The sequence below is a fragment of the Wolbachia endosymbiont (group A) of Acrocera orbiculus genome (assembly GCF_947250015.1).
Lineage (GTDB): Bacteria > Pseudomonadota > Alphaproteobacteria > Rickettsiales > Anaplasmataceae > Wolbachia > Wolbachia pipientis.
In genome coordinates, this window is record NZ_OX366272.1 from 785,977 (window position 1) to 809,595 (window position 23,619).

The 23,619-nt window shown below is 35.6% G+C and carries 23 protein-coding genes and 4 pseudogenes; 19 read left to right on the forward strand and 8 right to left on the reverse strand.

The window, feature by feature from the left end; genetic code table 11:
- Positions 1 to 11: 11 nt before the first annotated feature.
- The 3 genes from gp17 to OOL03_RS03960 all read left to right on the forward strand — a co-directional run bounded on the left by gp17 (position 12) and on the right by OOL03_RS03960 (position 1,643).
- Entirely contained in the window at positions 12 to 422 is a 411-nt protein-coding gene (gene gp17, locus OOL03_RS03950) for a tail completion protein gp17 (RefSeq protein ID WP_182319876.1), read from the forward strand.
- Positions 397 to 792, forward strand: a complete 396-nt coding sequence (locus OOL03_RS03955; protein WP_264707054.1) for a phage tail protein — start codon at positions 397 to 399, stop codon at positions 790 to 792. Before gp17 ends, OOL03_RS03955 begins: the two co-directional genes overlap by 26 nt.
- A 65-nt stretch (positions 793 to 857) precedes the next feature.
- Entirely contained in the window at positions 858 to 1,643 is a 786-nt protein-coding gene (locus OOL03_RS03960) for a hypothetical protein (RefSeq protein WP_264707055.1), read from the forward strand.
- A gap of 360 nt (positions 1,644 to 2,003) precedes the next feature.
- Here OOL03_RS03960 and OOL03_RS07185 read toward each other — a convergent pair.
- A pseudogene (locus OOL03_RS07185) lies at positions 2,004 to 3,090 on the reverse strand (IS3 family transposase).
- Between the two features lie 154 nt (positions 3,091 to 3,244).
- On the opposite strand from OOL03_RS07185, the gene OOL03_RS03985 reads away from it, so the two are divergent.
- From OOL03_RS03985 to OOL03_RS03995, 3 genes and pseudogenes are all read left to right on the forward strand, one after another.
- Positions 3,245 to 3,568 (forward strand): HNH endonuclease, encoded by a 324-nt coding sequence (locus tag OOL03_RS03985; protein ID WP_065095496.1) that lies wholly within the window; start codon positions 3,245 to 3,247, stop codon positions 3,566 to 3,568.
- Between the two features lie 95 nt (positions 3,569 to 3,663).
- Positions 3,664 to 3,963: pseudogene (locus OOL03_RS03990) on the forward strand (hypothetical protein); the annotation flags it as partial.
- 7 nt (positions 3,964 to 3,970) lie between these two features.
- Positions 3,971 to 4,975 carry an Mrp/NBP35 family ATP-binding protein gene (locus tag OOL03_RS03995; protein WP_236515147.1) on the forward strand — a complete coding sequence of 335 codons (1,005 nt, stop codon included), beginning with the start codon at positions 3,971 to 3,973 and terminating at the stop codon, positions 4,973 to 4,975.
- Between the two features lie 378 nt (positions 4,976 to 5,353).
- On the opposite strand, the gene OOL03_RS04000 is transcribed toward OOL03_RS03995, so the two are convergent.
- On the reverse strand, positions 5,354 to 5,521 hold the full coding sequence (locus OOL03_RS04000; protein ID WP_264705535.1) for a hypothetical protein: 168 nt from the start codon (positions 5,519 to 5,521) through the stop codon (positions 5,354 to 5,356).
- Positions 5,522 to 5,701: 180 nt separating this feature from the next.
- Here OOL03_RS04000 and ubiH point away from each other — a divergent pair, with 180 nt between their 5' ends.
- The 4 genes and pseudogenes from ubiH to OOL03_RS04020 form a co-directional block, all read left to right on the forward strand.
- A complete protein-coding gene (ubiH, locus tag OOL03_RS04005) occupies positions 5,702 to 6,850 on the forward strand; it encodes a 2-octaprenyl-6-methoxyphenyl hydroxylase (RefSeq protein WP_213863120.1) in 1,149 nt (382 codons plus the stop codon).
- Positions 6,851 to 7,292: 442 nt separating this feature from the next.
- Positions 7,293 to 7,388 (forward strand): annotated as a pseudogene (locus OOL03_RS04010) (IS481 family transposase); the annotation flags it as partial.
- Between the two features lie 61 nt (positions 7,389 to 7,449).
- Positions 7,450 to 8,309 (forward strand): IS630 family transposase gene (locus OOL03_RS04015; RefSeq protein ID WP_264707034.1). Its coding sequence is split into 2 segments (ribosomal slippage): positions 7,450 to 7,774 and positions 7,774 to 8,309, totalling 861 coding nucleotides; the frame shifts between segments, so codons are not numbered across the junction.
- A 31-nt stretch (positions 8,310 to 8,340) separates the two neighbouring features.
- Positions 8,341 to 9,207: pseudogene (locus OOL03_RS04020) on the forward strand (IS481-like element ISWpi4 family transposase); the annotation flags it as partial.
- Between the two features lie 2 nt (positions 9,208 to 9,209).
- On the opposite strand, the gene pth reads toward OOL03_RS04020, so the two are convergent.
- The gene (gene pth / locus OOL03_RS04025) at positions 9,210 to 9,758 is read right to left on the reverse strand and encodes an aminoacyl-tRNA hydrolase (RefSeq protein WP_006280288.1); all 549 of its coding nucleotides are present in this window, start codon (positions 9,756 to 9,758) and stop codon (positions 9,210 to 9,212) included.
- Positions 9,758 to 10,369, reverse strand: a complete 612-nt coding sequence (locus OOL03_RS04030) for a 50S ribosomal protein L25/general stress protein Ctc (RefSeq protein ID WP_010962412.1) — start codon at positions 10,367 to 10,369, stop codon at positions 9,758 to 9,760. Before OOL03_RS04030 ends, pth begins: the two co-directional genes overlap by 1 nt.
- Before the next feature lie 145 nt (positions 10,370 to 10,514).
- On the opposite strand from OOL03_RS04030, the gene OOL03_RS04035 reads away from it, so the two are divergent.
- Positions 10,515 to 10,814: an NADH dehydrogenase ubiquinone Fe-S protein 4 gene (locus tag OOL03_RS04035; protein ID WP_065094969.1), complete on the forward strand. Its 300-nt coding sequence runs from the start codon at positions 10,515 to 10,517 to the stop codon at positions 10,812 to 10,814.
- A gap of 301 nt (positions 10,815 to 11,115) precedes the next feature.
- Here the strand turns inward: OOL03_RS04035 and ftsL are convergent, their stop codons facing one another.
- Together ftsL and rsmH are read right to left on the reverse strand one after the other, a co-directional pair.
- Positions 11,116 to 11,397, reverse strand: coding sequence for a cell division protein FtsL (ftsL, locus tag OOL03_RS04040; RefSeq protein WP_220467440.1), 282 nt, complete (start codon positions 11,395 to 11,397; stop codon positions 11,116 to 11,118).
- Positions 11,398 to 11,423: 26 nt separating this feature from the next.
- Positions 11,424 to 12,368 (reverse strand): 16S rRNA (cytosine(1402)-N(4))-methyltransferase RsmH, encoded by a 945-nt coding sequence (rsmH, locus tag OOL03_RS04045; protein ID WP_006279684.1) that lies wholly within the window; start codon positions 12,366 to 12,368, stop codon positions 11,424 to 11,426.
- A gap of 213 nt (positions 12,369 to 12,581) precedes the next feature.
- Here rsmH and OOL03_RS04050 point away from each other — a divergent pair, with 213 nt between their 5' ends.
- A complete protein-coding gene (locus tag OOL03_RS04050) occupies positions 12,582 to 13,829 on the forward strand; it encodes an MFS transporter (RefSeq protein WP_264705539.1) in 1,248 nt (415 codons plus the stop codon).
- A gap of 27 nt (positions 13,830 to 13,856) precedes the next feature.
- Here the strand turns inward: OOL03_RS04050 and map are convergent, their stop codons facing one another.
- Entirely contained in the window at positions 13,857 to 14,639 is a 783-nt protein-coding gene (gene map / locus OOL03_RS04055) for a type I methionyl aminopeptidase (RefSeq protein ID WP_006279681.1), read from the reverse strand.
- A 132-nt stretch (positions 14,640 to 14,771) separates the two neighbouring features.
- The gene (gene ftsA, locus OOL03_RS04060; RefSeq protein ID WP_010962406.1) at positions 14,772 to 16,010 is read right to left on the reverse strand and encodes a cell division protein FtsA; all 1,239 of its coding nucleotides are present in this window, start codon (positions 16,008 to 16,010) and stop codon (positions 14,772 to 14,774) included.
- 138 nt (positions 16,011 to 16,148) lie between these two features.
- Between ftsA and def the strand changes: the two genes are divergently transcribed.
- The 7 genes from def (at position 16,149) to OOL03_RS04095 (ending at position 23,597) form a co-directional block, all read left to right on the forward strand.
- Positions 16,149 to 16,688, forward strand: a complete 540-nt coding sequence (def, locus tag OOL03_RS04065; protein ID WP_006279678.1) for a peptide deformylase — start codon at positions 16,149 to 16,151, stop codon at positions 16,686 to 16,688.
- Positions 16,678 to 17,499 (forward strand): uracil-DNA glycosylase, encoded by an 822-nt coding sequence (locus tag OOL03_RS04070; RefSeq protein ID WP_264707057.1) that lies wholly within the window; start codon positions 16,678 to 16,680, stop codon positions 17,497 to 17,499. The genes def and OOL03_RS04070 overlap by 11 nt, the downstream gene beginning before the upstream one ends.
- A 929-nt stretch (positions 17,500 to 18,428) precedes the next feature.
- A complete protein-coding gene (locus OOL03_RS04075; protein WP_017532424.1) occupies positions 18,429 to 18,641 on the forward strand; it encodes a hypothetical protein in 213 nt (70 codons plus the stop codon).
- Positions 18,642 to 18,646: 5 nt separating this feature from the next.
- Positions 18,647 to 20,695, forward strand: coding sequence for an NADH-quinone oxidoreductase subunit NuoG (nuoG, locus tag OOL03_RS04080; protein ID WP_264707058.1), 2,049 nt, complete (start codon positions 18,647 to 18,649; stop codon positions 20,693 to 20,695).
- Positions 20,679 to 21,704 (forward strand): NADH-quinone oxidoreductase subunit NuoH, encoded by a 1,026-nt coding sequence (nuoH, locus tag OOL03_RS04085; protein WP_015588803.1) that lies wholly within the window; start codon positions 20,679 to 20,681, stop codon positions 21,702 to 21,704. The genes nuoG and nuoH overlap by 17 nt, the downstream gene beginning before the upstream one ends.
- Entirely contained in the window at positions 21,697 to 22,692 is a 996-nt protein-coding gene (gene hemB / locus OOL03_RS04090; protein ID WP_250295305.1) for a porphobilinogen synthase, read from the forward strand. Before nuoH ends, hemB begins: the two co-directional genes overlap by 8 nt.
- A gap of 146 nt (positions 22,693 to 22,838) precedes the next feature.
- The gene (locus OOL03_RS04095; protein ID WP_182364786.1) at positions 22,839 to 23,597 is read left to right on the forward strand and encodes a phosphatidylglycerophosphatase; all 759 of its coding nucleotides are present in this window, start codon (positions 22,839 to 22,841) and stop codon (positions 23,595 to 23,597) included.
- Positions 23,598 to 23,619 lie beyond the last annotated feature (22 nt).

Genomic DNA, 23,619 nt, shown 5'->3' on the forward strand with positions numbered 1-23,619 from the left:
GAGGGTTAATCATGGAAAAAATTCAAGCTATAAACGAGTTGTACAATAGCGTTTATGCAGCACTAAAAGCAAATTCTGATTTAAGGAAATATGTTACTAACATTTATGACTACTTACCTAAACAGGTCACCATTCCTTACTTGAGATTGCGCGCAGTGAATTATAATAACCTGCATATGCTGTCCAATTTTGCTACAAAGGCAAGATTTTCATGCGACATATATACTTATCATATAGACAGTATGTTTGCCATTATAAGGCATATTAACTTGATACTTAAGAGCATTGAAGGTTTTAATAATGAGGCCATTTTAGAAAGTAATTGTGCTATGGATCAGCACGATGAAATTTTACATTCAACAATTAATTTTGATATTTTAATAAAAGGAGGTGATAATGAGCAAATTACAGCTAAAAATTAAAGATCATGACAATAATTTTATTGTGTTAAATAATATAAGAAACCTAAGGTTTACTTTGCGTAATAACAGAGAAGAGGTGAAAGATATTTCTTCTTTTGGCTGGAGGAAAGTGCTCGATTGTGCTGGAAGCAGACACATTACGATAAAAATTAATGGAATTTTAGACTCTGTATTAGCTGATGAATTATTACGTAATTCTGCTATGCTAAACTCTAATAATGATTATGAAATTAGTTTTAATGCTAAGGAAAAGATAAGGCTTAGGCTTAGGTGTTCAGTTGAATTGTATGAGAGGTATTATGATCCTGTTACTTTTGACAGCTTTACTGTAGTTTTAACTAGTGCTGAAGTTGTAAACGCTTTTCATTAATGTTAATTTAATTTTTTCATATACAATAGTAACTGGTGAGAATTTTAACTAAATTAAAAAAAATCATGAACGACAAAGACCTTTTCGAGGAAGACGGTGATGATATTGAAGAAAATAACGATGATAAAAGAGAGAAAAGTTTAGAAAATGAAAATCAGCAAAATCAAGAAGAACAACACAAAGAGGAAGATAAGCAATACATAATACAGTATATTCAAGACTATTTGAAAGTTTTTGAGGATATTCTAAATCAGATCGACGAAGGAATTGGTAATTCGGATAGTTACGAAAGGACTATGCAAATAAAGCGAAGCATAGACAGGCTCATAGAGACTTTATATAGTCAGGCTGCGTCCGAAGATATTGATGCAGAATTTGAAACTACCAAACACACTCGCGATAAATCAGAATCTATGAAAAGAGTTAGAGAGAAGAGAAGAAAGCAAGTGATAGAAGAAGTATTAAGTAGCATGTTTGCCCAGCAACAAAAGGAGCTAATGAACGCTAAACACTTAAGTCATGGACATGAAACAGCAAAAGATGGGGATGTCCACGAAGCAAAGGAAAAAGTGAAGTCTTCAATCAGGGGAGTGTTGTTTTCGGTGATTGCTCATAGGATGGATCCAAGAAGGAGGGCAGGGGAAACTGCTGACGGTAACGAAAAGCAAGCTCATATATATGGCAGGGAAGCAGTTGGTGGAGCTTTAGGTGCATTGTTAAAAACGTTTTTAACAGCAGTTATTGCCGTTGTGCGTGAAATTGCTAAGCCACTTCAGAAACCGGAAACATCTTTTGCAAAACAAGTTGAAGAAAGCAGAAACGCAGATTCACAAAAGGGTCGATCTGTGTAGATTTCTCCTTGTAATAATCTTTCGATTCTACTGTCTGTTAATTCAAATTAGGGTTATAAAATTTTAGAAGCCAGCTCTTATATAACCAATTTATAGCAAGAAATTACGATACAAAAATCAGCGTCCGTTAGAAAATAAACATAACACAGGGTGATAGAGTTGCCCCTATCCATAAGCGTCAGTTAAGCTCAAAATTGTAAGCTTAAAATATGGTTGAATAATTATTAATAATAGTATATAATTATTAACTTTTTTCAGGCATTTTTGTTATGGGTGCGCCAAGTAAGCGTTTAGAATACAATTGGTGAAAATCCAACTGACCTTACCCAGAAAAAGTGGAGAGAAAGTGTGGAATGTTTTTTACAAAAAGAATGATGCATCAAATTGTTCTGGAATGCAATAGTTAATAGTGACGTTGTTTGTTATAAAAAATTTCTATGTATTCAAATATTGCAGTTCTAGTTTGTTGAGCAGAGTGTTGTGAAGTATCAATAAGTATTTCTCTTTTCAATGAGCTAAAGAAGCTTTCTGCAACAGAATTGTCGTAACAACAGCCTTTATTACTCATCTATATTCTTTACAGCTAAGAGATATTGATACCCTTGCGCAGTATATTGTGAACCTTGGTCACTGTGCAGCAGTAGATTTTTAACAGGTTTACGCCTATTAATGGCCATTAATAAAGAGTTCATAACCAATTGTTTATTTATTGCACTACTCATTAACTACCATACGTGAGAATTATTGCTGCCAAATATAGCCATCCCTCCTTGGTTTTGATGTAAGTAATCCCATACTTTATTTGGTTGATCAACAATAAAGTTTTGATCTAGTATATTGGGAGCTACAGCTCTATTATCTGTTTGTTGTTTTTTAATTTTAAACTTTCTTCTCAGTATAGCCCTGATGTCATTTTTCTGCATAATACTTTGCACCGTTTTCAAATTGCAACTTTTACCCAAAGCCTTTAATTCAGCATGAATTTTAGGAGCTCCATATCTACATTTAGAAGCTTGATATATTTTTTGAATATCTGCTAATAACTCTTTATTTGCTGATTCTCTACTGCTTATTTTCCTTGTAGTCCACTTATAGTAGCCACTAGCAGAAAATCCTACATAATTCCTGTACTTTATAGCAGTTACTATATAAAAAAATATTTTACTCTTTTTGACTGGCCAGGGCTTTTTTTTAAATGTCTCTTTCCCTTGTTACTCTTGCTTTGTAAATCAAACCTCTCTTTGTCGTAAGGAGCCATGTTACCTCTACCTGGAAATGCATCTGCTGCCGACTTTTTTTCGTTGTGTTTCTTTATCCATTTTCCTAATAAACCACCCTTTATTCCTAAATCTCTTGCTATTTTTGTAATTGTTTGACCTGCCTTTCTTTGTTCATTTGCCAGTTTAACAGCTTCCAATTTGAATTCTGCCGTATATTCTCTTACCATTTCTAATCCTCCAAAATTTTATTTTACCCAAAAAAACTCTTTTCTTTCTCTCCACTTTTTCTGGGTAAGGTCAGTCTTTAGGCACCCAAACAAAGGGAAATGCTGGATAAAAAGAAAATACTTTAAAAAGTATAATAACGATAACTGGCGTTTTATGACAAGTAACAAGATACATCTTATTATACACAGCGATCATGATATTAAACGACATATCAAAGTGCAAAAAACCAGATCTCCATATGATGGTGATTGGGTATATTGGGGTAAACGTCTGAGAAAAATACCAGATAAGCCATTAAGAGTAATAAAACTATTGAAGTTACAACAAAGTAAATGTGATAATTGTAGACTATGGTTTAAAAGTGATGATACAATAGAAATACATCACAAAGACCGGAATAGACGAAACAACATGATCAAAAACTTATCTTTGTTACATGGACATTGTCACGATGAATTACACAGGAGGTGTGCATGAAAAGCACCAAATTGGAGAGAAGCCGTATGAGGCGCAAAGTCTCACGTACGGTTTTGAAGTCGAGTGAGGAGGGGCGACCTTCTTCACTTAGACAACAATATGCAGATGAAACTACGGAAGAAGACTTAAGGAAAATAGCAGAAAAAGCACCAATAATAAAGTTAGCCTACGATGAATTAGACAGGTTTAGCTGGAATGAAAAAGATTTAGTAGCATATGAAGAAAGAATAATGGATCTGCGGAAAGAAGAAGGCATCCTCGCTAAAAAACTTGATGAGGGAAAGATTGAAGTAGCAAAAAACCTACTTAAGGCTGACATCTCTATTGATATTATCTCTCAGACAACCGGCCTTCCTCAAGCTGAGATTAAACGACTTCAGGAAGAAATCACCTAAAAGGCTAATGATCAACGAAAAAATTGTAAGAGAGAACTTAAAAAAAGTCATAGAGCAAAAAAGCGGTAAAGATGTGACCGCTCTTGGCATAATATCCTCAATTATTATTAAAGGTCAAGATGTTGGTTTTGTGCTTGAAGTTGCCGGTAACACGCAAGCAAATGAAGAATTAAGAAAAAATTGTGAGCAAGCTGTTAAAGCTATACCGGGGGTGACAAAAGTGACCGTGGTTGCTACTGGTCAAAAACAAACTGGGCAACAAAAAGCTAAATTACATATCGAAGGAGTGAAAAATATAATCGTTGTAGCCTCTGGTAAAGGCGGTGTGGGCAAGTCCACAGTTGCGCTAAATCTTGCTCTCTCATTAGCAAAGTTGAAACATAAAGTTGCGCTGGTTGATGCAGATATATATGGTCCTTCAATTCCTAAAATGCTTGGCGCTGAAAAATTAAAGCCAGAAATACAGGATAGTAAAGCAATGCCTATAGAAAAGTATGGACTGCATACTATTTCAATTGGCTATTTTATCGATAAAGATCGTGCAGCAATATGGCGCGGACCTATGATTACAAAAGCACTTTATAGTCTGCTAATGGGAACAAAATGGTCCGATATAGAGTATTTGATAATTGATACACCACCTGGAACTGGCGATGTGCATTTAAGTCTTATGGAAAATTTTAACTTAACTGGGGCGATAATAGTTTCAACTCCACAGGAGCTCTCTTTAATCGATGCTCGCAAAATTTATGATATGTTTACAAAGCTCAGCGTACCGGTTATTGGCATTGTAGAAAATATGAGTTATTTCATTCAAAGCGGCTCAAAAATATACATATTTGGAAAAGACGGTGCAAAAAAAATGTCTGAGGAGCTGGGCATCAAACTTCTAGGCAGAGTTCCTCTAGATCCACAAATATGCCATGCTTCTGATTGCGGAAATCCTTTAATGCTAAGTGAGGATTTGGCAGAGATTTATGAAGACATTGCTCAAAGTATAGTTAAACAATAGAATAAGCGTGAGAAACATGCGAATCAAAGTCCTCTTTTGTTAGTTACAAAATAGACTGCTTGCATAACCATTATTTACATGAAAAATTAGCAGCTTTTGTCATTCCAGCGCGTGACGCTGGAATCCAGAAAAAAAGAAGAATGGATCCCAGTGGGCTTTGTTGCATCGCTAGCTATGATGGATTAAAGATAAAAAAGATAGGGAATATCAGTAGCTTATTATTCTGGTATTTATAACAAGAACGGTCAGTGAATACCTAAATTTGAGTAAAAGAAATTTCACTACCACTCACTAATCTGGCTAAAATTCAAGAATTTCAATGCTTTAGCTATTTTCAATAGAATTAAATTTATTAATGTAAATAATAAATTACTATTCTTAAATTTGATCAGATTGATTGCAAAAAAACAAGATTTTCAATAGGTTACTTATAATCCTAACTATAGTTAGCCTTTCATAAGTAGCGATGCAACAAAGCCATCCTAGTGTCAAGCACTGGGATGACACCTTTATGTTTGAGGCAAAACCGGCCATAGCATTTAACATACTGCCTTCGCAAAATGTTCGTACAGTTGTTCGTTACGTGCTGGAATGACAAGGTGGAGTGTCTTTAGATGTCATCCAAGTAGCTGACACTGGGATCTAAAAAATTTAATTTATATATAAAGTTTGTTTAAACTATTTTCAAAACAGATAAAATATAATTTTACAATTAGCGTAAATAAAATGAATTATGATGTAATCATTTCAGGTGGTGGGTTACTTGGTCTTATTACTGCCATTGGCCTCAGTTGTGACTCTGTGTCTGTAGCTGTGATTGAAAAAAATAGTCTACCACGTGTAGTAGATGATAATCGAGCATTTGCTATTTCTCAAGGCTCGAAAAAAATATTGGAAAAGTTAGGGATTTGGCAGTTTGTGGAAAGTGAAGCTGAGCCAATACTTGATATATGCATATTAGATGCGGTTACTGTGCATTACAATCATAAAATGGTTAGCGAAGAGCCAATGGGTTATGTTATCAACAATGCTACTATATGGAATGCAATCAACAATAATTTTCTAAATAAACTGAATATATACTCTCCACATTCCTATAAAACAATTGCTTGTGATTCAGGATATGTGGAAGTGATTCTTGATAATAACCAGGAATTAATATCATCGCTACTTATCTGCGCTGAAGGCAAAAACTCTAAATTACCAGAGTTATTTTCTATACCGACAGTGAAATTTGACTATAAACAAAGTAGCATAGTATTTAATGTAAAGCATGAACTGCATCACCAAAACTTAGCTGTGGAGCGTTTTTTCCCTGGCGGTCCATTTGCAATTCTACCGATGAAGGGTGGCTATACTTCTTCGATAGTTTGGACAGAAAAATCTGAAATTTCAAAAATGCTAATGGATCTGTCTGAAGAAGAATTTATTATAGAGCTTAAAAAAAGATTTGGTTCTTATTTAGGAGAGATAAAATTAGAGGGTGAAAGAAAACTTTATCCTTTAAGTTTTGCTTTTGCAAAAAAGTTATATAAGGGTAGAGTTTTGCTTATCGGCGATGCAGCACATTCAATTCATCCAGTTGCAGGTCAAGGGCTTAATCTTGGAATTAGAGATGTAGAAAGTGTTATAAAGCACGTAGTTGCTGCAAAAGCGGCTGGTACTGATGTTGGCAGTAGTTATTTATTAAAGAAAATTTCACGTAACAGATACTTTGATAATTTTACAATGGCGCTTGCAACTGATGGATTAAATAGGATGTTTTCCAACAGAATATTCTGCGCTAAAGCACTAAGAAATCTTGGCTTGATTGCAGTTGAAAATTCAAATTTCCTCAAAAAACGCTTCATTCGGCATGCTATGGGATTTATATAAATCACTATTTTATAGCTAATGCAAGTCAGGTTTCCCACGTCATACCGCCGCGGTATCTTGGCCGCTAACACGTAGCGGGATGACGAATGTATCTGTTCAGCAGTTGTGTTAAAAGTCAATAGAAAAATTGATGTAGCTGTGGATAAGTACTTTTATCTGTATAAACGTGCTTATCCACAGCTATGCTGGCTCTTAGATAGAAACAGACAGAGAGTTATATTCCTCAGTAAAAACCCTGTCATCTCTGACTAAAGAGTTAGCAAGAATAAGCAATTTCCTCATGGCAGCAGTGGAAGCAATTTTATATGGCTTTTTATATTGACTATATAATCTAGTAAAGAAAGGTTTGATATAGGAATTAGGGGGGGAGGGGGGGATGTATGGTCCCAGAGTGTGATGGTATGATAAAATATGAGAAAACAATACCATCAAAGGAGGAATTATGGGACAAATATTACATGGGTGCGCCAAAACAACAGAGACAATTCGTAGAGCAATACAAAATAGTAAAGAGAGCATAGCAAAACTCTCCAGGTATAGCTCTTTCGATAAAAGTCCGGATGTGATAGGATAAGGATAGATGATGATAAGGAGGTTGAATGCCAGCAGCATATAGTTATGATTTAAGAAAAAAAGCAATGGAAGCGCTAGACGAAGGAGAAAGCAGAGAAACAGTGGCAGCAAGATTTAAGATTGGACGAACTACTTTATGGGAGTGGCAGCAAAGAAGAAAAGAAACAGGAGACTTTCAATCAAAAAAACTTGGAAATGGGGGTTACAATCACAAAATTACCGACTGGGATACCTTTGCCAAATTTGCCAGAGAACACGGAGGAAAGACTCTATCGGAAATGGCTAAACTTTGGAACAACGTTAGTATCCAAACGATCTATCGAGCCCTTAAAAAAATTGGATTTACGCGCAAAAAAAGACATATGGATACAAGGAAAGAAACGAAGAAAAACGTGCTGAATTTTTGAAAATTATAGCGACAAAAGAACCTAAAAACTTAGTGTATATAGATGAGTCTGGCATTGATAACACCGAAGACTACCCCTACGGATATTGCCAGAAAGGACAGCGGTTTTATGCCTTAAAATCTGGAAAGAAAACTCAACGAATCAGTATGGTTGCAGCCTTAAGTGGAAGAAAGATAGTTGTTCCGTTAACCTTTGAAGGCCACTGTAATATGGATGTTTTTAATGGATGGTTTGAGCAATTTTTGACACCGATCTTGGAACCTGGACAGACTGTCATTCTTGACAATGCTACTTTTCATAAGTCTGATAAGATTATCGAGCTTGCTAAAGGGGTTGGTGCAGAAATTTTGTATCTGCCGCCTTATTCTCCAGATTTCAACAAAATTGAGCATCATTGGTTTGCTATAAAAAACAGAGCCAGGAAAAACATTCCTCTATTCGAATCCTTTCTTCGTGCTGTTGATTCTGCCTTCCTATGACCTGTTTGGACTATTATGAGAAATGCTATACTATAACCTTAATCCAAAAACTATCATTAAATGGAGAAAACGGTCTTTTGCCAAAGACGCTGATATGGGTCCGAAGCATGCAAGATCAACTGTTTTAACTTTAGAAGAGGAGGCTGTAATTGTTGCATTTCGTAAGCATACTCTATTGCCATTAGATGATTGTCTCTACGCTTTGCAAACCTCAATCCCACACTTGACTCGCTCTAGTCTACATCGTTGCTTACAGAGGCACAGCATTAGCAGACTACCAGATGTTGATGGCGAAGTTAAACCAAAAAAGAAATTCAAACAATATCCTATAGGCTATTTCCATATTGATATTGCAGAAGTCAGAACAGAAGAAGGAAAGTTATATTTGTTTGTTGCAATAGATAGAACATCCAAATTTACGTATGTTGAGTTGCATAAAAGTGCTACAAAACCTATAGCTGCTGAGTTTCTACGTAATTTGATTAAAATTTTACCATATAAAATCCACACTATTTTGACAGATAACAGTGTACAATTTACCAACCAAAAACGCCATAAATACGCTTTTCAACATATATTTGATAGAGCTTGTGAAGAAAATGACATTGAACACCGTCTAACAAAAGTTAGCCATCCTTGGACAAATGGGCAAGTTGAGCATATGAACAAAACTTTAAAGAATGCCACTGTTAAGAAGTATTACTATCAGTCTCACCAGCAACTCAAAGAGCATCTTTATGACTTTGTTATGGCCTACAATTATGCTAAAAGACTCAAAACTCTTAAGGGTCTTACACCTTTTGAGTTTATATCTTTACAGTGGACAAAATCTCCTGAATTGTTCATACTAAATCCACACCATCACACTCTGGGACCATACACTCCCTGTGTTTCGTAATATTATACAATCAAATTGATAAAAGCTGTATTATCTCCTTGCAGCATTAAGTGTATATTTTTTGCTATTTTTTCCACTAAGGGAGTAACATTATCAAAATTTGAAAATTTTGATAACACATAATCTGCTAAGCTTCTTTGATCTTCAGGTCTACCCACTCCAAATCTCAAGCGCCAATAATCGTTGCCAATAAAACTATCTATGGATTTAAGTCCATTATGTCCAGCAGAACTACCACCTTTCTTTACTTTTATTCTTCCAAGTTCCAAATCAGCGTCATCATGTATGACAACGATATTATCTAGCGATAATTTGTAAAAGTTTCGTATTTTTGCAACAGGGATGCCTGAATTATTCATAAATGAATAAGGCTTTATTAACATGATTTTATTATCATTAATCATGCCAGAGGTTATCAGATAATCGGCTTTTTTAGAGAACAACTGAAAACCCCAATATTTGCAGATTGCATCAACGGTGATGAAGCCGATATTATGATGAGTTAGCTCATATTGACTGCCAGGATTACCAAGCCCAACTATCAGGTGCACTATTCCTCTGTTTCTGCTTGAGGTTCTTCAACGTCACTATCGGCAGCAGAAATTGTAACAATGGTAAAATTTTCTTCTTCATGAGCTACAAACTTAACACCTTCTGGTAATTTTACATCATTAATATGTATAGACTGGCCAATCATTTTACCGGATAAATCAACTTCAATAACCTGAGGTATTTTATCAGGAGAGCATTTAACAGCAATAGAACGACACAAAACATTAAGCACTCCACCTAATTTGATTCCTGGAGCTTTACTTTCATTCACAAATGATAGAGGTATGTCTATTTTAATTTCACTGCCTTTATCAACAAACTGAAAATCAACATGTTGCACAGTATCCTTTACTACATGCAATTGGATATCGCGAACAAGAGCATATTCCTTTTTGCCCGAAATATTCAGCTCTATCAAATGTGCAGAAAGAGAGCCGGACTTATATTGCTTTGTGAATTCCTTTGCAGACAATGTCAAATTTACATTATCATGGCCCTTTCCATATATGATTCCAGGGATGTTTCCTTTCTTCCTTAGAGAATGCATCGCTTTTGTTTTTGTTATATCACGTAACTCTGCATTAATTGTTACTATTTCCTGTTGCGTCATCGGTTACTCCTATTCAGCTAATCCTTTTAATATAATTTAATAATAATATAACATAAAAATATTTATTTCAAACTTCATTCTTTCATACTAATTGTTTGTGAAAGGATTTATTTAGATATATATTTAAGCTTATTTAACAAGAACTATGGGCATTGACGATAAAGTAGTTTTTAGGATTTATAGACCAACAAGAACTGCAACACAATCTGGTTTAGGTAATACAAATTTCTGGCACCTGAAAATTGAATCTGGCTCTTACTACATTGAACCTTTAATGGGGTGGGTTGGCTCAAAAGATCCAAAAAAACAGATTGTATTAAAGTTTGATTCTCTTGAAAAAGCAGTATTCTACGCAAAAAAACGCAACGTTAAATACATAATTGAAATGCCAAAAAATGTTAAGAGGCTGCCAAAATCTTACGCAAGCAATTTCATACTAAAGTAAGTTGCACAACAAATGGTGTTATGCAAGTAGCTGACACTGCTTTCCTTTGTCATCCCAGTGCCCAGACACTGGGATCCAGGAATTTTATTAAGTTGGTAAGCATAAAAATAGCTGTTTTACGTTAAAATACAATGTTTTTGATGATTATGGAAAGGATGGATCCCAGTGTCAAGCACTGGGATGACACCATTTGTTGTAAACTCACTTTTACTCTATGGTTATACTACCTTGCCGCTATCCTGAACGGATACAAAGTAAGTTTTATTGTGATGTGCTCATCTGTAAAAAATAAGACTTAATCTCACTGTTGATCATGGATTTTAAGTTGTGCTAGCACACTGCGGCCATTTAAAGAGTCAAGATTTTTAACCTGGCTAGCCAGTATTAAAGAGTTATTTTTCAGGTATTTCTTTACAAGGCTTGCAAGTCTTTTTGGATTATTCAAATAGCTCCACTCTGCTTGTAAAACTTTTATATCACTTTGTACTAAATTAATTTCACTTTTTATTTTTATTAGCTCTCTATTTAACGACTGAACATGTAATTTTACCTTAAATAGTCCTACAATGCTAAGAAAAAACATAACTATTGAGATGATGCAGAAAGTTCTCACGACAACCTCTGTATAGCTCTTAGTTTTGCTGAGCGTGAACGCGGATTTGCACTTACTTCTTCTATACTTGCTTCGATCACTTTTTTATTTAGCAGAGAGAATGTCTTGCAATCAGTAGCACATAAATCTTTAAAAAAAGTTTTGACTATACGATCTTCTAAGGAATGAAAGGTGACGACAATTAATTTGCCATTCTCACTTAAAATCTCAGATGCAGCTTTAATACCCTTTTCAAGTTCTCCCAGCTCATCGTTTACCCATATTCTGATTGCCTGAAATGTTCTGGTTGCAGGATCAATTTTGCTTTTTCCACGAAATACCACGGAACGTACAATATCCGCAAGCTCAAATGTAGTTTTGATAGTTTTCTTCTTCCGTGCATTTATTATTGCTCTTGCAATTTTGCGAGAATGACGTTCGCCTCCGTAGTTATATATAGTATTTGCGATTTCTTCTTCGCGTAAAGCGTTAACAAACGTTGAAGCATTTATATAAGAAGAGTTATCCATGCTCATATCGAGTGGACCATCATGTAAAAATGAGAACCCTCTATCTCCGTTATCAAGCTGCATAGATGAAACTCCGATGTCAAAGACCACTCCATCCACCCCGTTTGATGTCATTCCAGCGCGTGACCAGTTATTTTTTCCAGTATCAAGTACTGGGATGACAGGAGATGGCTCAACGCTGCTTAGTATACTTTTAATATTACTAAACTTCTCAATGAATAGTTTTATTCTATCTGGATATCTAACGCTTAAATCATCATAAAACTTAGTTACCGTTTCATCTCTATCAATTGCATATACTTTGCAATCAGCTGACTCCAATATTGCTTTGCTATACCCTCCAGCTCCAAATGTGGCGTCCACGTATATGCCACCATCCTGCGGTGATAGTAGTGATAGCATCTCTTTTAACAAAACTGGAGTGTGTGTCATATCAAAAAATTTAAGTACAGTTGGTGTAGATATCCTACTCTACTCTTCACATCAATTTTATTTATGTACATAGATTTTCTTGCCAAAATATGGTATCTTATCGGAATATATGAGCAATAATATTAAAATCAAGGTTTAATATTGTTAATATAATATTCACATAACGTTCACATTTTTTTTTATATATAAGATCAAACAGGCTATAGGGAAATTATGCAGCAAATAACAAAAGTAATATTTTCAAGTTTGATTTGTAACACTTTATTGTGGTATGACCACATGCTTTTTGGCCACTTAATAAACATAATAGGTGGTGTGTTTTTTCCATCGGATGATCAACTAACCAGCGTATTGAAGGCTTTTGGAGTGTTTGCAGTGGGTTTCTTAATGAGACCAGTCGGTGCTGCTATATTTGGTCACATTGGTGATAAACATGGCAGAAGAGTTGCCTTATTGCTCTCGATTATATTAATGACTTTATCAACCGTATTAATTGCTTTTGTTCCAGGTTATCAAAGCATTGGAATACTAGCGTCAATGCTGGTAGTGTGTTTAAGATTATTGCAGGGTATATCTCTTGGAGGAGAAGCAGGAAATGCACCATTTTTAATAGAACATGCTCCTAAAAACAAAAAAGGATTTTTTGGCAGCATTGAGGTATTAAGTGCAATTCTTGGTTCAATATTAAGCCTGATAGCGGTACTCATATGCAAAAAAGTATCTGATTTTGAATCTTGGGGGTGGAGATTACCTTTCATTTTCAGTTTAGCAATGGGATTAATTAGCATATATATGAGATATATACTTGATGAAAGCCCAGAGTATAAAAGACAAAAAAATCCGTCTAAATTGCCACTAAAAGAGTTATTAAACAATTACAAAAAGCCTGTTCTAATATCAATAGGTATTGACTTGGTTGAAAATGCGTCTCTCTATATATATTTGGTATTTTTCAATGTGCTTACGAATAAAATATTAACAGTAAATACTCATTTTAATCATATAGTGGAAATACTGAGTCAAATTGCGCTCGGAGGATTGACAATATTATTTGCTATACTTTCTGATAAGGTAGGAAGAGAAAAAGTTATGAAATTTGCATTTATAGCTTTTGTAATAGTAAGTTATCCAGTTTTTTCAATGTTATGTAGTGGCAATTACTTGCTGGCACACATTCTTTTTATAATTCCAATAGCTGCATCGCTTGGTCCTGTCAGTGCACTTATGTGCGAATTATTTCCAACAAAGGTTCGGTACAGTGGATTTGGTTTATCAAGAAATATAGCTGCTGGATTTTTTGGCGGCCTTGCACCATTTATATGCACAACAATTATCAAGGTTACAGGACAAGAGACTTCAGCTAGTTTTTACATGATTTTCTGTGCATTAATTGGGCTAGTTGCTATATCGCAAATTAAGGGTGAGCTTTCTTCAAAATTACCCAAAGTAAACCAAGTATAGTTGCAGTATAGCAGAATTTAAAAAAATCTAATTATAAGGCGGGAAGTGCCAATTTTTAGGTGATAATGTGAATATTTCAGCACCATCTTTTGTTACTCCGAGCGTATGTTCAAATTGAGCAGAAAGTGAAAGATCGCGTGTTGTCACTGTCCAATCATCGAGTTTACTGAGCAGAGTCTCATGTTTTCCAGCATTAATCATTGGCTCTATTGTAAAGAACATACCTTCCTTCAAGACGAGATTTTCATCTTGATCATAGAAATGCACTACATTTGGTGGAGCATGAAAGACTTTTCCTATACCATGTCCGCAGTAGCTGCGTACGATAGAATATCCAAAATCTCTAATATATTTCTCTATAGCAAGCCCTATTTCATTTAACTTATTGCCGGGCTTAACTTGTTTGATTGCTTCCATCAATGCATGATAAGTAGCGTCACACAAGCGTTTTGCTTTTATTGATGGCTTGCCAACCCAAAACATGCGACTTGTATCACCATGCCAGCCATTTAAAATCACCGTGACATCAATATTTAAAATATCTCCATCTTTAAGTGGTTTATTATCGGGAACACCATGGCACACAACTGCATTTTTTGAAGTGCAAATCGATTTTGGATACCCCCTATAGTTTAGTGGTGCTGGAATTGCACCTGCATTAATTATAAAATCATGACATAGATCATTTAACTCATTAGTTGTCACCCCTACCTTTACGTACGGTGCAATGAAATCAAGAGTTTCAGCAGCAAGCCTGCCAGCCTTGCGCATAAATTCAAAATCTTCTTGTGAGTGTATAGTTATGTTCATATTTTCCATGTCTTATTGTAATTGGTACGCTTACTCGCAAGTACATAAACATAATAATTTTACATATTATAAAAATAAGTCCTATGGATCCTAGTGTCAAGTCATTTGTATGAAAGGTGGTAAAACAGAAATCTAGACTGTAACTTTTGATTTAACCCAATTATACAATTTACTCATTTTACCATCCTGACCTAAAATACCAGAATTATTTTTATAAAAAGTGTCAACTATTAGCTTTATAGAGCCTATAGCAGCAGAAAATACAGGATTTTTATCATATTCGCCATCAAGACCGCTACAAGACTCAGGGCACCCAATTCGAACTTGCTTATTGAATATATAGCCTGCAATTTCCTTCATGCTTGTGAGTTGACTAGTTCCACCTGTGATCACTACTTTATTAATTGGATCTTTCTGCTCTTGAAATTGCTCTCTTACCATTTCAAGTATTTCTTCAACTCTTGGTCTTATGATGTTAATAAGCTCAGATTTGAATACTTGAGTAGGTTCATCATTTTCGTTGTTTTGCATTGTAATGTACTCATTCTCATCTATTGAAGTTACGATAGTGCTGCCATACAGTATTTTTATATACTCTGCACGTTCTATGCTTGTGCATAGCCCGTAAGCAATATCTCGAGTGATATGAACACCACCAATTGGAACGCTGCTTGCATACACAAGTTTCCCTCTTTTGAAAATTCCAATTGCAGTGCACCCACCGCCTATATCAACAATAGCAGTCCCGAGCTCTTTTTCATCTCCACTCAGACAGGCAAGACCTGCAGAATATGCAGAAGCAATACAACCTGCCATATTTAATCCACCATTATTGGTAATACAGTTTTCAATATTGGTAAGCGCTGGACGCGAAGCAGTGACAACATTAACATCAGCAGATAGTCTTTTTCCGTACAATCCACCAACTTCTTTTATGTCAGTCATGTCATCTAAGTGATATTTTAGTGGTATATTGTGAATGATAACATTGTCTTCAATATATTTCTCAAATGTTTGAAAAACTACACGTCTTATATCACGCTCAGAAATCTCATGGTTAGCTGCAATAATTTCATTATGTACATTGAAAGATGAGATGCCACATCCAGCAATGTTCACATATATCTGATCTATGGTTTCTTCTGATACTTGTTCAGCTAAACCTATAGTTGATGAGATGGAGTAATTTGCGTGTTTTACATTAGTTATTGATCCACCGTTTACACCTTCTGCAATCTTATAACCCGTTCCTGTTACTTTATAGCTGAAGTTGCCATTTATCTTAACGATTAGACAGATAATTTTTGTTGTACCTATGTCTAAAACAGCAAAAACATTTCTCTTTGGTTTTGCTATTACTGCAGAGTACATTAGTTAACCTTATTACGCAATTTCATTTAAATTGTAGCTTTCTTTAATAATTTATATTTCTATTATAGATATAGCAATATTTTAATATACACTAAATTCTGGACAAAAGGAAAAGCAAAACATAGAATTATAATTTTTATGTCCATATTACCAATTGTAATTGCCCCTGATGAAAGACTAATCACACGTGCCAGTGAAGTAACAGATATAAACGATAAAATTAAAGAATTAGTAAACGACATGTTCGAAACTATGTATGATGCAGAAGGTCTTGGCCTTGCTGCAGTGCAAGTTGGAGTGTTAAAGAGAATTTTTGTTGTGGATGTTCAGCTAGAAACAATTGAAAATGAGCCAGCAGGATATGAATCAATTGGCAAATTTTGCATGATTAATCCAGAAATTACGGAATTATCTGATGAACAAGTGACTCTCAAGGAAGGGTGCCTTTCAATTCCAGAGCAAAGCTATGAAATTAAGCGTCCAAAGTATTTAACTGTGAAATACAGAGACTTAAATAACGAAGAACAGACGCTAAAAGCTAGTGGTTGGCTTGCAAGGTGTATTCAGCATGAATTAGATCACTTAAACGGCATATTATATATTAGACATTTATCTAAATTAAAGTATGATATGGCCATGAAAAAAGCACAAAAGGTTAAAAAGCATTATGAGCAATAAAGACCTAGAATTATTAAAATTTTACCATGAAGTGGGCGTTGATTGCACACTAATGGAGGGTGAAGAGGAAAAAAAATTGGAGAGCAAAGAGAGTGTACAACCCTCTGTTATCCAAACTGGGACCAAGAAGAAAGATGCAGATACGCGCTGGGGTGACACTAAAGATGGAAAAGACATGTTTCCAAGTGACTGGATAATCGAAGCAAGGAAACTTGCAAGCAAATGTAATAGTGTGGATGAACTAAGAAGTGCAGTTGAATCATTTGAAGGTTGTGAGATAAAAAAAACTGCAACTAATACTGTCTTTTCCGATGGTAATCCAAACGCAAAAGTTATGCTCGTTGGTGAAGCTCCAGGAGCAAATGAAGACCTTCAAGGCATACCATTTTGTGGTGCAAGTGGAATGTTGCTCGATAAAATGTTAAATGCAATCAATCTTGATCGCACTAAGGTATACATAAGCAATACTGTATTTTGGCGTCCACCTGGCAATAGAAAGCCAACCGACCTAGAGCTTGATATGTGCAGACCATTTGTCGAAAAACACGTTGCACTAGTTTCACCACAAATTTTAATTTTGGTCGGGGGAATCGCATGTTATAGCCTTCTTGACAGCACAAAAACTATATCGAATTTGCGTGGTAGATTTCATACGTACACTAACCAATATTTGTCCAATTCAATCACCACAGCCGCTATATTTCATCCAGCTTACCTACTTCGCCAACCGGCACAAAAACGTTTAGCCTGGGAGGATTTGAAGAAGATTAGGGAGTATCTTGATAACACCAATAACTGTACGAATACTTAACACCACTGGTGTCGGAAAGTAGCCTGCAGAAACGAAAAAACTTCCTTGACAAACTCCGCCAGCCCCCTTATCATGATAGTGAAGCTATTGTATTTGCTTTCGCCAATCTGCAGATTAAAAGGTAAGGATTACTTAATGTATCGGCGTCTTATGTTCAATTTTTTGCAGTATATAGATACTGTATGTCTTTACAAAACTTCATCTACATCTAGATTTTTATCTAAATAAGCTGAACGCGCTTATAAAGCGTTACAAGACATCAAAAAATGCCAATACTCGACAGAGATAGTAAAAGACTAGCTAACTCGGGGATTCTTTGTCTTTTTTTCTGCTTAGTAAATTTCTTAAACATTTGCAGCGTAGGTTAGTTGCAATTAAAAGCAGCTGAATTTCGCTTGTCAAGCGTTTAAAACATAAAAAACGCCAATATTTTAAAGCAGATAATAACCCCAGGGCTTCTTTTGCCTTTTTTTTTATTTGGTAAATTTCTTAAATATTTATAGCTAAACGACAATCGTCATCCCGCTGCTTGTTAGCGGGATCTATGCTTTGAGATACCGCGAATAAATCGCGGTATGACGTAGAGCTCGCGTTAGCTATACTTTTATGCTTATTATGCTTACCAACTCAGTATCCAATCAAAATCCTGGATTTCAGTGTCAAGCACTGAAATGACACCAAAAGGGCTACTGCTGTTTTGGATGGAAACCAGTGTCAGCTACTTGAATCTGCCACGCAAATTGCCTGCAAATTGCAATGTTCGTACAGCTGTGCGTCATGCGCTGGAATGGCATCAAGGGGTAACTTTTTATTTAAACAATGATTGTAAAATGATTATAATAAGAGATCTATTGAAATTTTAAAGTTATTAAATATTGACGCTGTATACTTAAGTGTTAAAATAGAATGAAAAGTTTTTAGGAGTTTATATGGCAGCAGGTGGGAAAGCAAAGACAGCTAGTAAAAATAACCCTACTCAGCGTAAGAAGGCCGAGCAAAAAATGTATAAAGATAAACCGGTAAAACCTGTTAGATATATAGATCGTGACTCGCGCATGAATTATATGTCTGCTCAATATGACAACGGCAATCTGGTTGAAGATGAGATAAGCGGCAATCCTATAAAGTGGGAAGCTGTATAATAGTTGTGGTTAAAGTTACTATTAATTCTAAGGAATGTGAAGTAGAGCATGGGCTCACTATAATTCAAGCTTGTGAAGTTGTGGGCGTTGAAATTCCACGTTTTTGTTATCATGAGCGTTTAGCAATTGCTGGTAACTGCAGAATGTGTTTGGTTGAAGTGGAGGGTGGACCTCCAAAACCAGTAGCCTCTTGTGCAATGCCAGTTGCAGAAGGGATGGTTATTCACACTGATACCCCTAAGGTTAAAAAAGCACGTGAAGGTGTGCTTGAGTTTTTGCTAATTAACCACCCGCTTGATTGCCCAATTTGCGATCAAGGTGGTGAATGCGATTTGCAAGATATCACGATGGCTTATGGGAAAGGAACCAGCAGACTTGATGAGCATAAGAGGGCTGTGCCAAAAAAACACTTCGGACCACTGATTGAGACTGCGATGAATCGATGCATTCATTGCACTCGGTGTGTTAGATTTTTGTCTGATGTTGCAGGTACAAATGAACTTGGAGGAATCGGAAGGGGAGAAAATGTAGAGATTAGCACTTACATAAAAAGGCATATTAGTTCTGAATTATCTGGAAATATCATAGATCTCTGCCCGGTAGGGGCTTTAACTTCAAAGCCTTACTCCTTTACAGCGCGTCCATGGGAGCTATCACATTGTGAGACTATAGATGTGCTAGATGCTGTGGGTAGCGCAATTAGAGTTGATTATCGTGGCCCGGAGGTTATGAGGATATTACCAAGGCTGAGCGAAGAGGTAAATGAAGAATGGATATCAGATAAAACCCGCTTTGCCTATGATGGACTAAAAGTTCAGCGTCTTGATCGACCTTATATAAAAAAAGATGGTAAATTAGCCCCAGTTGATTGGAATGAAGCATTAACTGTTGCTGCAAAGAAATTAAAGAATACAAAATCAAATAAAATAGCTGCAATTGCAGGTGATTTAGCAGATTGTGAGTCTATGCTTCTACTCAAAGAAGTGATTCAGAAGCTCGGCTCGGGGAATATAGACTGTAGGCAAGATGGTGCAAAGCTTATACCAAGTAATCGTGGATCGTATGTGTTCAATACCACTATTGAAGGTATAGAAAATGCAGATTTATGTCTGCTTATAAATACAAATCCAAGGATAGAAGCACCGATTATTAACGTAAGATTGAGAAAGAGATATTTACAGGGCAACTTTCCTGTTGCAAGTGTTGGTCCTAACATTGAATATTTGTATCATGTTGAGAAATTGGGCGATAATCCTGATATTTTGAGTGAAATAGCAAATGGAAATCATAAGTTCTGTGAGCTGCTGAGTGCTGCTCAGAGCCCTATGCTGATTATCGGTCAAGATGCATTAGTAAGAGACGATTCTGAATCAGTTCTAGTTCTAGCTGGCAAAATTGCAGAAAAATTTAACATGGTCAGAGATGACTGGAATGGCTTTAATATGCTGCATAAAGCTGCAGCAAGAGTTGGTGGGCTAGATACTGGGTTTGTTCCTAAAAAAGGCGAAAGGGATATTAATCAAATATTGGAACATGCAGAAAGTGGTGAAATAGAAGTGGTTTATCTTCTTGGTGCAGATGAAATTGATACATCAAAATTAGAAAATACATTTGTAATTTATCAAGGTCATCACGGTGATAAGGGTGCACATGTGGCAGATGTTATCTTGCCTGGTGCTTCATATACAGAAAAATATGCAACTTATGTAAACACTGAAGGTCGAGTGCAAAGAACAAATTTAGCTGTATTTCCTCCAGGTGAAGCAAAGGAGGATTGGTTAATTATTAAAAATCTCTCGCAATATTTGGATCTTTCCTTACCATATGATAGTTTATTTGACGTAAGAAAAAAATTAGATACTATCGGTCCACAGTTTAGAAATGCTGATCAAGTGGTAAAAAACACATGGGTACCAATCAGCAATGGTAAAATAAATTTAAGTAATACACCTTTTACTTTAAAGGAGTGTAATTTTTATATGACGGATTCAATAAGTCGCGCTTCAAAAATAATGGCAGATTGTACTAAAGCTTTTTATGAACACGCTAGTTAATATTTTATTTATTTTAGTACCGCTACTACTTTCAGTTGCATATTTGACATACTTTGAGCGTAAGGTCCTTGCTGCAATTCAACTAAGGCACGGCCCGAGTGTAGTTGGACCTTTTGGGCTATTGCAGCCATTTGCAGATGCTATTAAGCTACTGATTAAAGAGCCGATAATACCATTTAGAGCGAGCACCATACTGTTCATTATGGCTCCAATGCTTACCTTTATCTTGGCATTAATTGCCTGGGCAGTTATACCGTTTGGTGCTGAAGTAATTGTAGAAAATGGCCAGCAAGTAGTTATTCCTAAGGTTATAGCAAATATTAATGTTGGAGTGCTTTACGTGCTAGCTATATCGTCGCTGGGAGTATACGGCGTGATTATTGCAGGCTGGTCAAGCAACTCCAATTATGCATTCCTTGGCGCTATACGGTCGGCTGCTCAGATGATTTCATATGAAGTTTCAATAGGCTTAATAGTTGCTGCAGTCGTTATTACCACTGGAACATTAAATCTTGGAGAGATGGTGGTAGCGAAACACAATATGCCATTTTGGGTTGATTTGCTACTAATGCCTATAGGAATAATATTTTTTATTTCTTTGCTTGCAGAAACTAATCGTCACCCATTTGATTTACCAGAAGCTGAAGCAGAGCTTGTCTCTGGATATAACGTTGAATATTCATCCATGCCTTTTGCCCTCTTTTTTCTTGGAGAATATGCAAATATGATTTTAGCAAGTGCTATGATGACGATATTCTTTCTAGGAGGGTGGTATCCTCCGTTAGAACTTGGTTTGCTTTATAAAATTCCAGGTTTAATTTGGTTCGTTTTGAAGATAATTATACTTTTATTCGTATTTATTTGGATTAGAGCAACAATACCTCGTTATCGATATGATCAGCTAATGCGCCTTGGTTGGAAAGTGTTTCTGCCAATATCGGTGCTTTGGGTGATACTCATTTCAGGGGTGTTGCTCTTTACTGGGAATTTACCTGGATCCAATGTTTAATTTTCCAAATACAAGATTAAGGCGCAGGCGCTCGAGCAAATGGGTTCGCAATTTAACAAGTGAAAATAGTTTATCAGTAAATGATCTGGTTCTTCCTCTGTTTGTTCATAACAGAGAAGAAACAACTGAACCAATTTCTGGCTTACCAGGCGTAAAGTGTTATTCAATAGATGGATTAGTGTCTATAGTTAAGGAAGCTAAAGATTTAGGAATTAATGCTGTTGCAATTTTTCCTGTAGTTGATAGTAAACTAAAATCTGAAAACGCTGAGGGAGCATATAATTCTGACAACTTAATCTGCAAAGCAATCCGTGCTGTAAAATTAAAGGTACCTGAAATTGGTATTATTGCAGACGTTGCACTGGATCCATACACTATTCATGGCCATGACGGCATTTTAAAAGATAATCAGATGGATGTAGAAAACGATGAAACTATATCAGTGCTGTGTAAGCAAGCGTTTGCTTTAGCGAAAGCAGGATGTGATATAGTTGCTCCTTCTGATATGATGGATGGTAGAATAGGAAGAATCAGAAAATCATTAGATGATAACAACTTTCAAGACGTATTAATATTATCTTATGCAGTGAAATACTGCTCTAGCTTCTATGCTCCATTCAGGCAAGTCGTTGGTTCATGTGGGCTATCACATTCTATAGACAAAAGTGGTTATCAAATGGATTATAAAAATGCGCGCGAAGCAATGTGCGAAATTGAAATGGATATAAATGAAGGTGCAGATTTTATTATGGTTAAACCGGGTATGCCATATTTGGATATTATCAAAACAGCAAGTGATAAGTTTAATTTTCCGATTTTTGCTTACCAAGTAAGCGGTGAGTACGCAATGATAAAAGCTGCTGCAAATAATGGCTGGCTAGATTATGACAAGGTGATTTATGAATCTTTGATTGGTTTCAAACGTGCGGGTGCAAGTGCAATATTCACTTACGCTGCACTTGATATTGCAAAAAATTTAAGTGCATAAGCCCTATAAAATTATTAAATTTTTGGCGCACGTTCTTCTACTGTTGCTGCATATTACCTAAAATCTTCCAATACATGTTTTAAGCTATTGATAAGTCTATTACAATACAGTATTATAAATAATATAAACCAAGTGTTACTTAGAACATGGGGATTTTTTTTAAATTTTTGGGGAAGATGCTAGGCAAGGTTTTTCCTGCTAAAACAGTAAGCTCTCTTTTAGGAATAGGATATTTACCAAGTTGGCAGAACTATTGGTCTTCTTTTTTAATATTATTTATTGTCGATGTTATATTAATTCTTACATATGGAGGCGAATACTTACTATATAAAATGCCAGACTCAGGAATAGTTGTAGCTGCTGTTTTTACAAAATTGGCAATAGTTATGTTAGTAATGCAATTAATTGGAATATTTATTTTTCATGCTCAAGACCCTTCAGCAAACAGTGGTGAAGAAATAGTAATACAAATAGCGTCAGGGCAAGTACTGACTGTAGCACTTTCAATGCCAGCAATAATGTCAATTTATTATGCTGTAAGTAAACTCTATGGGAATATATGTAAGCAGATGTTTCAATGCCCATTTTGGTTTAATGATTTTATGCACTTTTTCTTTTTTCTTATGATACCTTACGTATTTTTTAATGTCGTAGAAGTGATAAAACCATGGCCAATAAGTTCAATACAGCTCAGCTATAATAATGCAATGTCAATTACATTTGAGGGGATTTTTCACACATTTTATGCGGTGATTTTACTGTATTTAACAGCATTTATATTCTGCGATTTAACTATGCATGATGCAATTGTCCTAAATAAAAGCATAATTCAGTATGTGAGAGAAAGTTCAGCAGTCTTAGGTGATTATTTACATGATACTGTTAAAAAAATAGGTATTGAATAGTACTTATTTATTTATATATTTA

Excerpts from the sequence above, each read along its gene's own strand:
- gp17 (WP_182319876.1), top strand. The coding sequence starts at position 12 with ATGGAAAAAATTCAAGCTATAAACGAGTTGTACAATAGCGTTTATGCA.
- OOL03_RS03955 (WP_264707054.1), top strand. The coding sequence starts at position 397 with ATGAGCAAATTACAGCTAAAAATTAAAGATCATGACAATAATTTTATT.
- OOL03_RS03960 (WP_264707055.1), top strand. The coding sequence starts at position 858 with ATGAACGACAAAGACCTTTTCGAGGAAGACGGTGATGATATTGAAGAA.
- OOL03_RS03985 (WP_065095496.1), top strand. The coding sequence starts at position 3,245 with ATGACAAGTAACAAGATACATCTTATTATACACAGCGATCATGATATT.
- OOL03_RS03995 (WP_236515147.1), top strand. The coding sequence starts at position 3,971 with ATGATCAACGAAAAAATTGTAAGAGAGAACTTAAAAAAAGTCATAGAG.
- OOL03_RS04000 (WP_264705535.1), bottom strand. The coding sequence starts at position 5,521 with ATGTTAAATGCTATGGCCGGTTTTGCCTCAAACATAAAGGTGTCATCC.
- ubiH (WP_213863120.1), top strand. The coding sequence starts at position 5,702 with ATGAATTATGATGTAATCATTTCAGGTGGTGGGTTACTTGGTCTTATT.
- OOL03_RS04030 (WP_010962412.1), bottom strand. The coding sequence starts at position 10,369 with ATGACGCAACAGGAAATAGTAACAATTAATGCAGAGTTACGTGATATA.
- OOL03_RS04035 (WP_065094969.1), top strand. The coding sequence starts at position 10,515 with ATGGGCATTGACGATAAAGTAGTTTTTAGGATTTATAGACCAACAAGA.
- ftsL (WP_220467440.1), bottom strand. The coding sequence starts at position 11,397 with ATGTTTTTTCTTAGCATTGTAGGACTATTTAAGGTAAAATTACATGTT.
- rsmH (WP_006279684.1), bottom strand. The coding sequence starts at position 12,368 with ATGACACACACTCCAGTTTTGTTAAAAGAGATGCTATCACTACTATCA.
- OOL03_RS04050 (WP_264705539.1), top strand. The coding sequence starts at position 12,582 with ATGCAGCAAATAACAAAAGTAATATTTTCAAGTTTGATTTGTAACACT.
- map (WP_006279681.1), bottom strand. The coding sequence starts at position 14,639 with ATGAACATAACTATACACTCACAAGAAGATTTTGAATTTATGCGCAAG.
- ftsA (WP_010962406.1), bottom strand. The coding sequence starts at position 16,010 with ATGTACTCTGCAGTAATAGCAAAACCAAAGAGAAATGTTTTTGCTGTT.
- def (WP_006279678.1), top strand. The coding sequence starts at position 16,149 with ATGTCCATATTACCAATTGTAATTGCCCCTGATGAAAGACTAATCACA.
- OOL03_RS04070 (WP_264707057.1), top strand. The coding sequence starts at position 16,678 with ATGAGCAATAAAGACCTAGAATTATTAAAATTTTACCATGAAGTGGGC.
- OOL03_RS04075 (WP_017532424.1), top strand. The coding sequence starts at position 18,429 with ATGGCAGCAGGTGGGAAAGCAAAGACAGCTAGTAAAAATAACCCTACT.
- nuoH (WP_015588803.1), top strand. The coding sequence starts at position 20,679 with ATGAACACGCTAGTTAATATTTTATTTATTTTAGTACCGCTACTACTT.
- hemB (WP_250295305.1), top strand. The coding sequence starts at position 21,697 with ATGTTTAATTTTCCAAATACAAGATTAAGGCGCAGGCGCTCGAGCAAA.
- OOL03_RS04095 (WP_182364786.1), top strand. The coding sequence starts at position 22,839 with ATGGGGATTTTTTTTAAATTTTTGGGGAAGATGCTAGGCAAGGTTTTT.